This is a genomic window from Citrobacter sp. TBCP-5362 (assembly GCF_005406305.1).
GTDB classification, from domain to species: Bacteria; Pseudomonadota; Gammaproteobacteria; order Enterobacterales; family Enterobacteriaceae; genus Citrobacter_B; species Citrobacter_B koseri.
The window spans coordinates 240,938-255,172 of the sequence record NZ_CP040234.1 but is presented as its reverse complement, the minus strand read 5'-3'; the positions used below and the strand labels follow the sequence as shown (position 1 = coordinate 255,172).

General features: G+C 58.0%; 12 protein-coding genes and 1 riboswitch. Of the genes, 7 read left to right on the top strand and 5 right to left on the bottom strand.

Translation table 11 applies throughout. The annotated features are described in order from the left end of the window. Positions 1-195: 195 nt before the first annotated feature. A complete protein-coding gene (locus FD428_RS21695; RefSeq protein ID WP_160117712.1) occupies positions 196-522 on the bottom strand; it encodes a hypothetical protein in 327 nt (108 codons plus the stop codon). A gap of 217 nt (positions 523-739) precedes the next feature. Between FD428_RS21695 and nikA the strand changes: the two genes are divergently transcribed. Genes nikA through nikR form a run of 6 tightly spaced genes read left to right on the top strand, consistent with a single transcriptional unit; the run spans position 740 to position 6,062 of the window. Then, positions 740-2,314, top strand: a complete 1,575-nt coding sequence (nikA, locus tag FD428_RS01140) for a nickel ABC transporter substrate-binding protein (RefSeq protein WP_114848084.1) — start codon at positions 740-742, stop codon at positions 2,312-2,314. Next, entirely contained in the window at positions 2,314-3,258 is a 945-nt protein-coding gene (gene nikB, locus FD428_RS01135; RefSeq protein ID WP_012135612.1) for a nickel ABC transporter permease subunit NikB, read from the top strand. The genes nikA and nikB overlap by 1 nt, the downstream gene beginning before the upstream one ends. Next, positions 3,255-4,088: a nickel ABC transporter permease subunit NikC gene (nikC, locus tag FD428_RS01130; RefSeq protein ID WP_012135613.1), complete on the top strand. Its 834-nt coding sequence runs from the start codon at positions 3,255-3,257 to the stop codon at positions 4,086-4,088. The genes nikB and nikC overlap by 4 nt, the downstream gene beginning before the upstream one ends. Further along, positions 4,088-4,852, top strand: a complete 765-nt coding sequence (gene nikD, locus FD428_RS01125) for a nickel import ATP-binding protein NikD (protein ID WP_012135614.1) — start codon at positions 4,088-4,090, stop codon at positions 4,850-4,852. The genes nikC and nikD overlap by 1 nt, the downstream gene beginning before the upstream one ends. Continuing rightward, the gene (gene nikE, locus FD428_RS01120; protein ID WP_012135615.1) at positions 4,849-5,655 is read left to right on the top strand and encodes a nickel import ATP-binding protein NikE; all 807 of its coding nucleotides are present in this window, start codon (positions 4,849-4,851) and stop codon (positions 5,653-5,655) included. Before nikD ends, nikE begins: the two co-directional genes overlap by 4 nt. Positions 5,656-5,660: 5 nt before the next feature. Next, complete coding sequence (gene nikR, locus FD428_RS01115) at positions 5,661-6,062, top strand: nickel-responsive transcriptional regulator NikR (protein WP_012135616.1); 402 nt, start codon at positions 5,661-5,663, stop codon at positions 6,060-6,062. Between the two features lie 161 nt (positions 6,063-6,223). Here nikR and FD428_RS01110 read toward each other — a convergent pair whose 3' ends face one another. Genes FD428_RS01110 through FD428_RS01100 form a run of 3 tightly spaced genes read right to left on the bottom strand, consistent with a single transcriptional unit; the run spans position 6,224 to position 11,159 of the window. Beyond that, entirely contained in the window at positions 6,224-7,348 is a 1,125-nt protein-coding gene (locus FD428_RS01110) for an ABC transporter permease (RefSeq protein ID WP_114848085.1), read from the bottom strand. Continuing rightward, entirely contained in the window at positions 7,348-10,095 is a 2,748-nt protein-coding gene (rbbA, locus tag FD428_RS01105) for a ribosome-associated ATPase/putative transporter RbbA (RefSeq protein WP_114848086.1), read from the bottom strand. Before rbbA ends, FD428_RS01110 begins: the two co-directional genes overlap by 1 nt. Further along, on the bottom strand, positions 10,092-11,159 hold the full coding sequence (locus FD428_RS01100; protein ID WP_012135621.1) for an HlyD family secretion protein: 1,068 nt from the start codon (positions 11,157-11,159) through the stop codon (positions 10,092-10,094). Before FD428_RS01100 ends, rbbA begins: the two co-directional genes overlap by 4 nt. Positions 11,160-11,572: 413 nt before the next feature. After that, positions 11,573-11,756, top strand: a riboswitch (M-box (ykoK) riboswitch). 56 nt (positions 11,757-11,812) lie between these two features. Between FD428_RS01100 and FD428_RS01095 the strand changes: the two genes are divergently transcribed. After that, positions 11,813-12,826 carry a magnesium transporter gene (locus tag FD428_RS01095; RefSeq protein ID WP_114848087.1) on the top strand — a complete coding sequence of 338 codons (1,014 nt, stop codon included), beginning with the start codon at positions 11,813-11,815 and terminating at the stop codon, positions 12,824-12,826. Positions 12,827-12,863: 37 nt separating this feature from the next. Here the strand turns inward: FD428_RS01095 and FD428_RS01090 are convergent, their stop codons facing one another. Next, positions 12,864-14,057: an NAD(P)/FAD-dependent oxidoreductase gene (locus FD428_RS01090; RefSeq protein ID WP_047460455.1), complete on the bottom strand. Its 1,194-nt coding sequence runs from the start codon at positions 14,055-14,057 to the stop codon at positions 12,864-12,866. Positions 14,058-14,235 lie beyond the last annotated feature (178 nt).

The window sequence follows — 14,235 nt, the reverse complement described above, 5'->3', positions numbered from 1 at the left end:
CATTTCTCTGGAATTTCATCACCCGTGAACGCGTTAAGGGGGCTATCGCTGCCCCCTTAACAATCCCCGCTCCCGGCAGGAAAATTGTTGCTTCGCAATACCCTCCGCTTATTCCTTCAGGCTACCGGGGCGGGCGCGAGGTAGCGTCCCTGCAAAACGCGCCCTGAACCCGCATCCATGCGGGTTCCTCCGGCCTTACGGAAACACGTCGGCAATTTTCAGCCGGACCTGCCCACACCTGACCATTTCTGCGGTTTGTTTTTTAACAGCAAAACCGGTGCGGCTGAAAATCAGAGCATTGCAGCAATGCCCCTGTTCCGGCTGAAAATCGATGAGACGTTGACGGCTGACCGGATCCGCCCGCAGGGACGCGGGCGGAGGGGACGGCCTGCCGGGATGCAGGCTCGGCCCCGACCCGAAAGGCAGACGGAATAAGGCGAATAAACCGCGCAGCGGCGATTTTCCTTGCCGGAGAGCCAGGGTTGCAAGGGAGGCGGCGGCGAGCCTCCCTTGCACGTTCACAGGTGACGAGGCTCCAGATAAATGCTGAACCTAAAGTGAACGGAACAATATTTCAGAGTGAAATAATCTCCTCATAGAAAACATCCGCTACCATATGATTTTCGTATACCTTCCCCCTTTGACCGCCCAACTATTGATCCAGAACACGTCAAAAGTATGATGAATCTTTAGAATCGTCATACTCATTTAGTCGTACCTCTTTTTAATCGGGGCCACCATTTTGTCCAGACTACGCCGCACACTTTTTGCGCTGCTGGCCTGTGCGTCATTCCTCGCGCATGCCGCCGCACCTGACGAGATCACCACCGCATGGCCGGTAAACGTAGGGCCGCTAAACCCGCACCTTTATACGCCTAACCAGATGTTCGCCCAGAGCATGGTGTATGAACCGCTGGTGAAGTATCAGGCGGATGGTTCAGTAAAACCCTGGCTGGCAAAAAGCTGGACCCACTCGGCAGATGGCAAAACCTGGGTGTTTACGCTGCGCGATGACGTAACCTTCTCTAACGGCGAAGCATTTAACGCCCAGGCCGCAGCAGAGAACTTCCGCGCGGTGCTTGATAACCGCCAGCGCCATGCCTGGCTGGAGCTGACGAACCAAATCACCGACGTCAAAGCGCTGAGTAAAACCGAACTGCAAATCACCCTGAAAAGCGCCTATTATCCTTTCCTGCAAGAACTCGCCCTGCCGCGCCCTTTCCGCTTTATCGCCCCGTCCCAGTTTAAAAACAACGAAACGATGAACGGCATTAAAGCGCCTGTCGGAACCGGGCCGTGGGTTCTGAAAGCGTCGAAGCTCAACCAGTACGACGTGCTGGTACGCAATGACCACTACTGGGGCGAGAAACCCGCGATCCGCCAGATAACGATTAAAGTGATCCCGGACCCGACGACCCGCGCGGTGGCCTTTGAGACCGGCGATATTGACCTGCTGTATGGCAATGAAGGACTGCTGCCGCTCGATACCTTCGCCCGTTTCAGCCAGACGCCGGAATACCGTACCCAGCTTTCCGCGCCGGTTGAGACCGTCATGCTGGCGCTGAACTCCGCCAAAGCGCCAACCAACGAGCTGGCGGTGCGTGAAGCGCTGAACTATGCGGTAAATAAAAAATCGCTGATCGATAATGCCCTGTACGGCACCCAGCAGATCGCCGATACGCTGTTTGCCCCCTCCGTGCCTTACGCCGACATTGGCCTGAAACCACGCCAGTACGATCCCCAACAGGCTAACGCGCTGCTGGAAAAAGCGGGCTGGACATTGCCCGCCGGGAAAACCATTCGTGAAAAAGCCGGTCAGCCGCTGCACGTTGAGCTGGCCTATATCGGCACCGACGCGCTGAGCAAATCAATGGCGGAAATCATCCAGGCCGATATGCGCAAAGTGGGCGTCGATGTGTCGCTGGTAGGCGAGGAAGAGAGCAGTATTTATGCCCGTATGCGCGATGGCCGTTTCGGGATGATTTTCTCCCGCACCTGGGGCGCGCCGTACGATCCGCATGCGTTTATGAGCTCAATGCGCGTACCGTCCCACGCCGATTATCAGGCGCAGCTCGGGCTGCCGGACAAAGCGCAAATTGATAAAGAAATTGGCGAGGTGCTCACCACCACCGATGAGGCGCAGCGTAAGTCTCTGTATCGCGACATCCTGACGCGTCTGCATAACGATGCGGTGTATCTGCCCATCAGCTATATGTCGATGATGGTGGTGGCGAAACCCGAGCTGGGGAAAATTCCTTATGCGCCCATCACCTCCGAGATCCCATTTGAACAGATCAACCCGGTGAAACCCTGATGCTGCGTTATATTGTGCGGCGCATTTTGCTGCTGATCCCGATGATTTTCGCCGCGTCGGTGATTATCTTTTTGATGCTGCGCATGGGCACCGGCGACCCGGCGCTCGACTATCTGCGGCTCTCTAACTTACCGCCAACGCCAGAGATGGTCGCCTCCACGCGGGTTATGCTGGGGTTGGATCAACCGCTGGTCGTGCAGTACGGCTCCTGGCTGTGGAAAGCGCTGCATCTGGATTTTGGCATCTCTTTCGCCACTCAGCGCCCGGTGCTGGAGGACGTACTGAACTTTCTGCCCGCCACGCTACAGCTGGCGGGCGCGGCGCTGGTGCTGATCCTGCTCACGTCTGTACCGCTGGGGATCTGGGCGGCGCGCCATCGTGACCGTCTGCCGGACTTCATCGTACGGCTGATCGCGTTTCTCGGCGTATCAATGCCCAACTTCTGGCTCGCCTTCCTGCTGGTGATGTTCTTCTCGGTGTATTTAAAGTGGCTACCGGCAATGGGCTACGGCGGCTGGCAGCACATCATTCTGCCTGCGGTGTCGATTGCGTTTATGTCGCTGGCGATTAACGCCCGCCTGCTGCGCGCCAGCATGCTGGAAGTCGCCGGTCAGCGCCACGTCACATGGGCGCGTCTGCGCGGCCTGAACGCGAAACAAACCGAGCGCCGCCATATTCTGCGTAACGCGTCGCTACCCATGATTACCGCCGTCGGGATGCACATTGGCGAACTGATTGGCGGCACGATGATTATCGAAAACATCTTCGCCTGGCCGGGCGTCGGGCGCTATGCGGTGTCAGCCATTTTTAACCGCGACTACCCGGTCATTCAGTGCTTTACGCTCATTATGGTGGTGGTTTTCGTGGTCTGTAATCTGATTGTTGACCTGCTGAACGCCGCGCTGGACCCGCGCATTCGTCGCCATGAAGGAGCGCATTCGTGAATTTTTTTCTCTCTGCACGCTGGCCGGTGCGACTGGCGCTCCTCATTATCGCTTTGCTGGCGATCATCGCGCTCACCAGCCAGTGGTGGTTGCCGTACGATCCGCAGGCGATTGATTTACCGTCACGTTTACTGTCGCCGGACAGCCAGCACTGGCTGGGCACCGACCATCTGGGGCGCGATATTTTCTCCCGCCTGCTGGCGGCAACCCGCGTCTCGCTCGGTTCCGTAATCGCCTGTTTGTTGCTGGTGTTAGCGCTGGGGCTGATCGTCGGCGGCAGCGCCGGGCTGATGGGCGGTCGCGTCGATCAGTTCACCATGCGCGTCGCGGATATCTTTATGACGTTCCCGACCTCCATCCTCTCTTTTTTCCTCGTGGGCGTGTTGGGGACGGGGTTGACCAACGTCATCATCGCAATCGCCCTGTCGCACTGGGCCTGGTATGCGCGGATGGTGCGCAGCCTGGTGATATCCCTGCGCCAGCGTGAATTTGTGCTCGCCTCGCGCCTTTCCGGCGCCGGGCATGTGCGCGTGTTTATCGACCACCTGGCCGGGGCGGTGATCCCCTCCCTGCTCGTGCTGGCGACGCTGGATATCGGCCATATGATGCTGCACGTCGCCGGGATGTCGTTCCTCGGCCTCGGCGTCACTGCGCCAACGCCGGAATGGGGCGTAATGATTAACGATGCGCGCCAGTATATCTGGACTCAGCCGCTACAGATGTTCTGGCCGGGACTGGCGCTGTTTATCAGCGTGATGGCCTTTAACATGGTGGGTGACGCCCTGCGCGATCACCTCGACCCTCATCTGGTGACGGAGCATGCCCACTGATGCCACAACAAATTGAATTACAAAACATTGTGTTGCAAGCAGACAGACCGTTGGTGCACGGCGTGTCGTTAGCGCTCAGGCGTGGGCGCGTACTGGCGCTGGTAGGCGGCAGCGGCAGCGGTAAATCGCTGACCTGCGCGGCGGCGCTGGGCATCCTGCCCGCAGGCGTGCGTCAGACAGCGGGCGCCATTCTGGCCGATGGTCAGCCGATTTCCCCCTGCAAGCTGCGTGGAATTAAGGTCGCGACCATCATGCAGAACCCGCGCAGCGCCTTTAATCCGCTGCACACGATGGCGGCCCACGCAAAAGAAACCTGTCTGGCGTCAGGTAAACCGGCGGATGACGCCACGCTTATCGCGGCGCTGGAGGCGGTAGGTCTGGAAAATGCTGCGCGGGTGCTGAAGCTTTACCCGTTCGAGATGAGCGGCGGCATGCTGCAACGCATGATGATTGCAATGGCGCTGCTGTGTGACGCGCCGTTCATCATCGCGGACGAACCAACAACCGACCTGGACGTGGTCGCCCAGGCACGAATCCTCGATCTCCTGGAAAGCATTATGCGCAGCCGCGCGCCCGGTATGCTGCTGGTCACTCATGATATGGGCGTCGTCGCGCGACTGGCGGACGATGTGGCAGTAATGGACAACGGCAAGATCGTAGAACTGGGTGACGTTGAAACGTTATTCCGCACCCCGCAGCATAGCGTGACGCGTAATCTGGTTTCGGCGCATCTCGCGCTGTACGGTATGGAGTTAGCCTCATGACGTTACTGACGGTAAGCGGTATTTCCCATCAATACGCGCACGCTAACCTCAGCGGCAAACATCAGCATCACACGGTGCTGAAAGAGGTGTCATTAAGCCTGAAAAGCGGCGAAACCGTGGCGTTATTGGGGCGTAGCGGCTGCGGGAAAAGCACGCTTGCCCGCCTGCTGGTCGGGCTGGAATCGCCGACGCAGGGCCGCGTCTGCTGGCAGGACGAGCCGCTCTCCACGCTTAACCGGGCCAGACAAAAAGCGTTTCGCCGTGATATCCAGATGGTGTTTCAGGACTCAATCAGCGCGGTAAACCCGCGTAAAACCGTACGCGAGATCCTGCGTGAACCGATGCGCCATTTGCTGTCGCTTTCCAGAGCCGAGCAAATCGCGCGCGCCAGCGAGATGCTGCGGGCGGTGGATCTGGACGACACGCTTCTGGATAAACGTCCGCCACAGCTGAGCGGCGGGCAATTACAGCGCGTCTGCCTGGCGCGGGCGCTGGCGGTCGAACCCAAATTACTGATTCTGGATGAAGCGGTCTCCAACCTCGATCTGGTATTGCAGGCGGGCGTCATTCGTCTGCTCAAAAAGCTGCAACAGCAGTTTGGTACCGCCTGTCTGTTTATCACCCACGATTTACGTCTGGTGGAACGTTTTTGCCACCGGGTAATGGTGATGGATGAAGGGCAGATTGTTGAGACGCGAACCGTAGGTGACACATTAACCTTTTCCTCTGACGCCGGGCGTGTGTTACAAAATGCGGTACTTCCCGCATTTCCCGTGCGCCGTCGCGCGACAGAAAAGGTTTAATTCAGATGCAACGTGTCACTATTACTCTCGATGACGATTTACTCGAAACGCTGGATAGCCTGAGCCAGCGTCGGGGTTACAACAACCGCTCCGAAGCGATTCGTGACATTCTGCGCGGCGCGCTGGCGCAGGAGGCCACGCAGGAGCACGGCACCCAGGGTTTCGCGGTGCTCTCGTATGTTTATGAGCATGAGAAACGCGATTTAGCCAGCCGCATCGTTTCCACTCAGCATCATCACCATGATTTGTCGGTGGCGACGCTGCATGTACACATTAATCACGACGACTGTCTGGAGATCGCCGTACTGAAAGGCGACATGGGCGACGTTCAGCATTTTGCCGATGACGTCATCGCCCAGCGCGGCGTGCGCCACGGTCATTTGCAGTGTTTGCCGAAGGAAGAGTGATTGCCCGTTTCGTTGCCGGGGGCGCTTCGCTTGCCCGGCCTACGTCCGTTTTCGTTGGTAGTTCACAGGCCGGATAAGGCGCTTCGCTTGCCCGGCCTACGTCCGTTTCCGTTGGTAGTTCGTAGGCCGGATAAGGCGTAGCCGCCATCCGGCAATAATGTTTACACCATCGTGCCAATCGTCTTTCTGAAACGCAGTAGCGCTATCAGGAAGAAAGCACTGCCGATCGCCAGCAGCGTCAGAAACTGCGGCCAGACGATGCCAAACCCGGCGCCGCGATAAAGTATCGCCTGCGCGAGGCTGACAAAGTGAGTGGTCGGCATCGTCAGCATGATGTCCTGCACCATCTGCGGCATACTTTCACGCGGCGTGGAACCGCCGGAGAGCATCTGCAACGGCAGCAGCACCAGAATCATCAGCAGCCCCAGTTGCGGCATCGAACGCGCCAGGGTGCCCATAAAAATGCCGATAGACGTGGTGGCGAACAGGCTTAACGCGACACCCAGCATAAACAGCGGAATGGAGCCCTCAATCGGCACGCCGAGTGCCCCCTTCACCATCAGCATCAGCGACAGCCCGGAAACCACCAGCACCACCAGCCCCATCGACCAGACCTTCGCCATCATGATCTCAAACGGGGTGATCGGCATCACCAGCAGGTGTTCAATCGTCCCGTGCTCCCGCTCACGGATCAGCGCCGAGCCGGTCAGCACAATCGCCAGCATGGTGATGTTATTAATAATCGCCATTACGCCGCCGAACCATGCCGGGTCCAGATTCGGGTTGAAGCGCATCCGGGTTTCCAGTGAGACCAGCGGCTCGCTATTGTCGCGGTAACGCGCCACAAAGCTGTTCACCTCGCCGCTGATGATGTTCTGGATATAGCTGTTGCCGGTAAACGCCTGACTCATGCGCGTCGCATCGACGTTCACCTGAATATCCGGCTGCCGCCCCGCCAGCACATCCCGTTGGAAATTGGGCGGAATATTGACGGCAAAGGTGTAACGTCCGGCATCCAGTCCGGCGTCCATCTCATCGGCGGTGATCATCTCCGGCGGCAGGAACCACGGGCGATAGAAGCTGTTCACAATGCGATTCGACAGCTGAGACTGGTCCATATCGGCAATCGCGATTGGCGCAAGGTGCAGCGAACCCGGCAGAACGGTGGCGGAGGAGTACACCGAAATCGTGAAGGCAAAGACAATCAGCGTCAGCATTGCCTTATCCCCCAGCAGGCTGCGTAACTCTTTGATGCCGAGGTTATAAATATTGCGTAATCGGCGCATCACCCCTCCTGTTTTTTCAGCAGCAATACGCTCAGGCCAATCACCAGCGGAATGGCGATCGCCAACGGCACGAACAGCGGCCAGAGATCCATCAGATCCAGCGCTTTCGAGAACGTACCGCGCGCGATCGTCAGAAAATGGCTGGTCGGGTAGATCTCGCCGATCCATCTCCCCGGCCCTTCCAGCGACGCCACCGGGTCGATCATCCCGGAGAACTGCGTCGCCGGGATCAGCGTAATGATCGAGGTGCCGAAAATCGCGGCGATCTGGCTTTTCATAAACGTCGAAATCAGCAGCCCCATCCCGGTGGCGATGGTGACGTAAAGCAGCGCCGCCAGGGTGAGCGTCAGGAAGCTGCCCTTATGCGGCACGCCAAAAACAAACACCGACAGCGCGCAGAGCAACAGGAAGTTCAGCATCCCCAGCGCGATGTACGGCAACTGTTTACCGAGTAAAAATTCGCTACGGGTGGTCGGCGTCACATACAAGTTGATAATCGATCCCAGCTCTTTTTCACGCACCACGCTCAGGGCGCTGAGCATTGACGGGATCATCATCAACAGCAGCGGAATTACCGCCGGCACAATCGCTGGCAGGCTTTTCACATCCGGGTTGTAGCGATAGCGTGTTTCAATAGTCATCAGCCCGCCCTGGCTGCTGGCGTTCGGCTGACGGCTCGCCACATCCTGTAGCCAGCTCTGGTGCATCGCCTGTACGTATCCCCTTACCGTTTCCGCGCGACTGGGCATTGCGCCATCTACCCACACGCCAATCTGCACCGGCGTGCCGCGGGCGATATCCCGTCCAAAATTGGGCGGAAGTTCTATCGCGACCGCCACCTCGCCCGAGCGCATACGCCGGTCAAGATCGTCATAGCTGGTGAGCGGCGACTGCTCGATAAAATAGCGAGACCCCGCCAGGTTCAACGACCAGGCCTGGCTGCTGACGGTCCGATCGCGATCGAGCACGGCAAAGCGCAGGTTTTCCACATCCATGCTGATACCGTAGCCCATGATCAACATCAAAATGACCGTCCCCAGCAAGGCCAGCGTTGACCGCACCGGATCGCGGCGCAGCTCCAGCGCTTCACGGCGGCTGTAGCTGAACAGGCGTCGCAGACTAAAGCCCTGGCGCGGCGGTTTACCCGTTTTATGCACATCTGGCGCGTCCGCTGGCGGCAGCGGTGATACTGGCGCTGGCCCTGCGGCTTCCTGTAACCAGGAGATAAACGCCTCTTCAAGACTGGCTGCGCCCCGCCGCTCTACCAGTTCCTGCGGCGTGCCGCTGGCAAGCACCTTTCCGGCGTGCATCAGCGACATGCGGTCACAGCGTTCCGCTTCGTTCATAAAGTGGGTGGAGATAAAAATGGTCACCTTATCCTGACGCGACAGATCTACCATCAACTGCCAGAACATATCCCTGGCGACCGGATCCACACCGGAGGTCGGCTCATCCAGAATCAGCATTTCCGGGCGATGGATCACCGCCACCGCCAGCGACAAACGCTGGCGAATACCGAGCGGCAGCGCCTCCGGCAGCATATCTTCGACGTCAGAGAGCATAAAACGCTCGCTCATCTGCGCTACGCGCTGCGGAATCTCTGCGTCCGGGATGTGGAACAGGCGGGCATGTAGCTCCAGGTTTTGCCGCACGGTCAGCTCGCTGTAGAGTGAAAACGCCTGCGACATGTAACCCACCCGGCGGCGGGTTTCGATATCCTTCGGGTCAACCGACTGTCCGAACAGCCAGGCTTCCCCTTCGCTGGCAGGCAGCAGCCCGGTGAGCATTTTCATGGTGGTGGACTTGCCGCAGCCGTTCGAGCCCAGAAAACCAAAAATCTCTCCGCGCGGGATGCGGAAATTGACGTGATCGACGGCGACGAAATTGCCAAACCGCATGGTCAGATCTTTCGCCTCAATGGCTATCTCTTCCTGCGTCGCATCATAAGGCGGGATAACAACGGGTTTGTGCGCCTGGCGCTGCGCCTCTGGCAACAGGGCGATAAACGCCTGCTCCAGCGTGGCGCTGCCGGTTTTGTCCCGCAGTTCTTGCGCACTGCCCGTCGCCATCACTTCACCTGCGTTCATCGCCACCAGCCAGTCGAAACGCTCGGCTTCTTCCATATAGGCCGTGGCAACCAGCACGCTCATGTTAGTCTGCCGCTGACGAATGCTGTCGATCAACGCCCAGAACTGGGCGCGGGAAAGCGGGTCAACCCCGGTGGTAGGCTCATCAAGAATCAGCAGTTCCGGGTCATGGATCAGCGCGCAGCACAGCCCCAGTTTTTGTTTCATGCCGCCCGAGAGCTTCCCCGCCGGGCGATCGCGAAACGGCGCCAGCCCGGTGCTGTTCAGCAGATCGGTAATTCGCGCTTCACGCTCCGCTTTATCATGCCCGAAGAGACGCGCGAAGAAATCGACGTTCTCATACACCGACAGCGTATGGTAGAGGTTCTTTCCCAGCCCCTGCGGCATCCAGGCTATCCGTGGGCAGACATCGCGGCGGTGCGTCGCGTCGCGCATGTCGCCGCCCAGCACCCGCACATTGCCCTGCTCGATAACGCGCGCGCCGGAGATAAGCGACAGCAGGCTCGACTTACCGACGCCATCCGGGCCGATCAGCCCCACCATACAGCGAGCGGGGATATCCAGCGTGATGTTGTTCAGCGCCACCGTTGCCCCGTAATGCTGACTCACGCCGTCAAGGTGCGCCACGGGAGGAATGGGAAGACGCGCCAGGTTCGTCATTGCGGTAGCCTCACCGCCAGATCGTCAGGCCAGGGACGCTGTTCATCCAGCCGCACCCATGCCATACCCGGCAAACCGGTTTTAACGTATTCCAGATGCTGCTGTAACAGCGCTGGCGGGATACGCGCCTTCACGCGGAACATCAGCTTCAGCCGTTCATCGCTGGTTTCGACGGTTTTCGGCGTGAACTGCGCGACGCTGGCGACAAAACTGATGGTAGCCGGAATGCGCAGGCTGGGCGCGGCATCCAGCACCAGGCGCGCTTCCCCGCCAATTTTCAGCAGGCCGGCCTGCTCGGTCGGCAGGAAGAAGGTCATGTAGACATCGCTGAGATCGACCATATTCAGCACCCGGCCGCCCGCAGACAGCACCTCTCCCGGTTCGGCAACGCGGTACTGGACGCGGCCATCTCGCGGCGCTTTTAATTCACTGTCATCGATGTCCGCCACAATGCGTCGCTCGGTAGCCTGCGCCGCGTCTACGCGGGTCTGCGCCTGAATAATGCTGGTGCGGGCCGCTTCAATCGCCGCTTTCGTCGCAGAGACCTGGGCTTTGGCGGATTCCAGCGCGGCGCGAGCGCTTTCGGCAGCGGCGCGATCGTCATCCAGCTGTTGAGCGGAAACCGCACCGCGCTGCGACAGCGAGCGGGAACGCACATGACGTTTGGAGACCGAATCCAGCTCGGCTTCACGCTGCTTCACCACCGACTGGGCGGCGCGCGTTTCGCTCTGGCGTTGCTCCAGCAGGGCGCGCGCGGCGGCAACCGCGCTTTCAGCCTCTTTGATTTGCGCGATGGCTTCCAGCCGCTGTTCCTGCAACACGCGGGTGTCCATCTTCGCCAGCACCTCGCCCTGGCGCACAAACTGCCCTTCCGACACCAGAATGGTGTCAATTCGACCGGCGATTTTGGTGGCAATATCGACTTCTGTTGCCTCAATTCTGCCGTTGCTGGCGGCAAAGCCATCCGGTACGCCAGCAGGACGTAGCATCCACCACGCTACGGCTGCTATTGCCACCAGGATGCCAACACTCCACCACACCAGATGACGCTTTATTTTGTCCATATCCGACCCGCCGTGATCCCTGTTAGCCAACAATGCGTGTCACAACACCCCCGAACACATGTTCAGCGGGATATTCCATCCGGGATAAGAAGGAAAAAAAGAAAATGGCCAGACGGCATGCAGGCGTCAGCGCGGCGCTCGCCGTAAAGGAAAGTGAATGACGGAAATGCTCGAAAAACGGGTACTAATGTTGTCATCATCAGCGTTCCTGGCCGTAAATGAAACACGCATACTCATATGTACTATCAATGAAATACTAACACCAATACCCGTGATGTCTATTCACTTCATTCTTTAATGGGTTTCGCTGGCTTTTATTGGCAGAGAGACAATGTGGTATATCAACCGTTGATAAACCATCTAAATTATAAACATTGTGAATGGTTAACATTCTCTATACTGGCGGCTCATTTTATCGATCTCGTTATGGCGAGGCTCCTGCACAAATATAAGTTACCGCCCTGCTGGTATCGAGAGAGACCACTCAGGGAAATACAGGCATCCATCGAATCAAGGTGTTGCCAAGGTAACTTCTGACGATATCACTATCGGGCAGATACGTTGTGCAGTGCTAAAACCAGGACGTAGGGATCTGCCTGTGCTCATCCTGTCTTGTTCGCCCCTATGAGAGCTTTTTATAGGGAATTACATCAATGTCATCCATCCACGTTTGCAACGCACATCACCCGGCTCCGGCTTTTGACGGCGATGCTATCGCGCAATATATGCGTACCGATTTTATTACGCTGCCGGATCATCTCAGCGTTCATGAGGCGCGTGAATTCTTTGTGTCGCAACTCACCTCAGATGATATTCCCGGCCAGGTGTTTGTGGTTGCGGAAAAACAACTGCGCGGGGTTTTATCCATCAAGAAACTTTTGCAGGCACGCGACACGGCGCAATCTATCCGCGCCTTAATGGACAGTTGCCTGTTTCGCGTCAAACCTGACGACGAACGTCCACACATCATTGCCGAGCTGACCGAACGCCAGCTCGATCTAGTGCCGGTCGTCGATAAAGGCGAGCTGGTCGGCTGCCTGATGGAAAAAGAGATTGCCCATCTTCTGGAAGATGACGTCACTGAAGACGTGCAGCGCCAGGGGGCGACGCTGCCGCTGGAGAAACCGTATCTGGACATCAGCCCGTGGACGCTGTGGAAGAAACGTTCTGTGTGGCTACTGCTGCTGTTTGTGGCGGAAGCCTATACCAGTAGCGTACTGCAACATTTCGAAGAGGCGCTGGAGTCAGCGATTGCGCTGGCCTTCTTCATCCCCCTGCTGATTGGCACCGGCGGCAACAGCGGCACACAAATAACCTCTACGCTGGTGCGCGCAATGGCACTGGGCGAAGTGCGGCTGCGCGACATGGGGCGGGTCATTCGCAAAGAGGCATCGACCTCGCTGCTGATCGCCATAACGCTGGGCCTGGCGGGTTGTCTGCGCGCCTGGATGATGGGTATCGGCGTGGAAATCACGCTGATCGTCAGCCTGACGCTGGTATGCATTACGCTGTGGAGCGCGGTGGTGTCATCGGTGATCCCGATGGTGCTCAAGCGCATCGGCATCGACCCTGCGGTGGTCTCCGCGCCGTTTATCGCCACGCTGATCGACGGCACCGGACTGATTATCTACTTTAAAATCGCCCAGTATTTTCTTGGCCTGAACTGACAACTGCGCCCGACCGCTCTCTGGTCGGGCAAACCCGTTATCCTTCGCTCAGCGCCTGCGCGCATGCCCACGCGCTCGACCAGGCCCACTGGAAGTTGTAGCCCCCCAGCCAACCGGTGACATCCATCACCTCACCGATAAAATAAAGCCCCGGCACTTTTCGGGCCTCCATCGTGCGCGAAGAAAGTTCATCGGTGTTCACGCCGCCAAGCGTCACTTCCGCCGTGCGATAGCCTTCCGTACCATTAGGCTGTACGCGCCATTCGGTCAGCGTTTCAATCAGCGCTTGCTGCTCGCGTGCGTTCAACTGTTTCAGGGAAACATCCGGGATCTGCCCAAGCTGCTGTAAACATTCCACCAGGCGCTTCGGCAACTGCATCGCCAGCGTATTTTTCAGGCTTTGATTCGGGTGCGCGCAACGTTGTTCATTGAGGAAATCATCAGGATCGACCTCCGGCAGCAAATTGATGCTGACAAATTCGCCAGGCTGCCAGAAACTCGAAATCTGTAAAACCGCCGGGCCTGACAGCCCACGGTGGGTAAAGAGCAGATTTTCACGGAATACCGTACCGTCCTGCGCCGCGATCACCGCAGGCACCGAAACGCCGGATAACACCTGAAGCTGCTCCAGCAGCGGTTTATGCAACGTGAAGGGCACCAGCCCGGCGCGGGTCGGCAGGACATCCAGACCAAACTGTTCAGCAATTTTATAACCCAACGGCGACGCGCCCAGACCGGGCATGGAGAGACCGCCCGTGGCGATCACCACTTTTTTCGCTGCGACCGTCATGCCGTTCAGTTCCAGGGTAAACCCTTCGTCATCACGCGCGATGCTGAGCACTTCGCTGCGCAGACGCATCGTCACGTTGCCCTTTGCGCATTCCGCCACCAGCATATCGACAATTTGCTGCGCAGAGTCGTCGCAGAACAGCTGGCCGAGCGTCTTTTCATGCCAGGCGATGCCGTGTTTGCCCACCAGATCGATAAAGTCCCACTGGGTGTAACGCGCCAGCGCCGATTTGCAGAAATGGGGGTTCTGGCTCAGATAGGCAGCAGGTTCGACATACAGATTCGTGAAGTTGCAGCGCCCGCCGCCGGACATCAGGATCTTACGCCCCGGTTTTTTACCATTATCGATGAGCAGCACGCGGCGCCCCGCCTGACCGGCCTGCGCCGCACAGAACATACCCGCCGCGCCAGCGCCTATAATAACGGCATCAAACCTTTCCACTTTGCGATCCTCTCTGAAAACAGGGCGTGAATTGTAAAGATTCCTCAGTGGTCGCACCAGCGCCAAAATCGATGGATATGAGTATTTAATTGAATTCTATAAGATAATTCTTTAGTGGCATGACATTAAGCAGGCGTTATATCAAAAAAAGTCTATATTTCACTTTGCCCGCGCCGCG

Excerpts from the sequence above, each read along its gene's own strand:
- nikB (WP_012135612.1), top strand. The coding sequence starts at position 2,314 with ATGCTGCGTTATATTGTGCGGCGCATTTTGCTGCTGATCCCGATGATT.
- nikD (WP_012135614.1), top strand. The coding sequence starts at position 4,088 with ATGCCACAACAAATTGAATTACAAAACATTGTGTTGCAAGCAGACAGA.
- nikE (WP_012135615.1), top strand. The coding sequence starts at position 4,849 with ATGACGTTACTGACGGTAAGCGGTATTTCCCATCAATACGCGCACGCT.
- nikR (WP_012135616.1), top strand. The coding sequence starts at position 5,661 with ATGCAACGTGTCACTATTACTCTCGATGACGATTTACTCGAAACGCTG.
- FD428_RS01110 (WP_114848085.1), bottom strand. The coding sequence starts at position 7,348 with ATGCGCCGATTACGCAATATTTATAACCTCGGCATCAAAGAGTTACGC.
- rbbA (WP_114848086.1), bottom strand. The coding sequence starts at position 10,095 with ATGACGAACCTGGCGCGTCTTCCCATTCCTCCCGTGGCGCACCTTGAC.
- FD428_RS01100 (WP_012135621.1), bottom strand. The coding sequence starts at position 11,159 with ATGGACAAAATAAAGCGTCATCTGGTGTGGTGGAGTGTTGGCATCCTG.
- FD428_RS01095 (WP_114848087.1), top strand. The coding sequence starts at position 11,813 with ATGTCATCCATCCACGTTTGCAACGCACATCACCCGGCTCCGGCTTTT.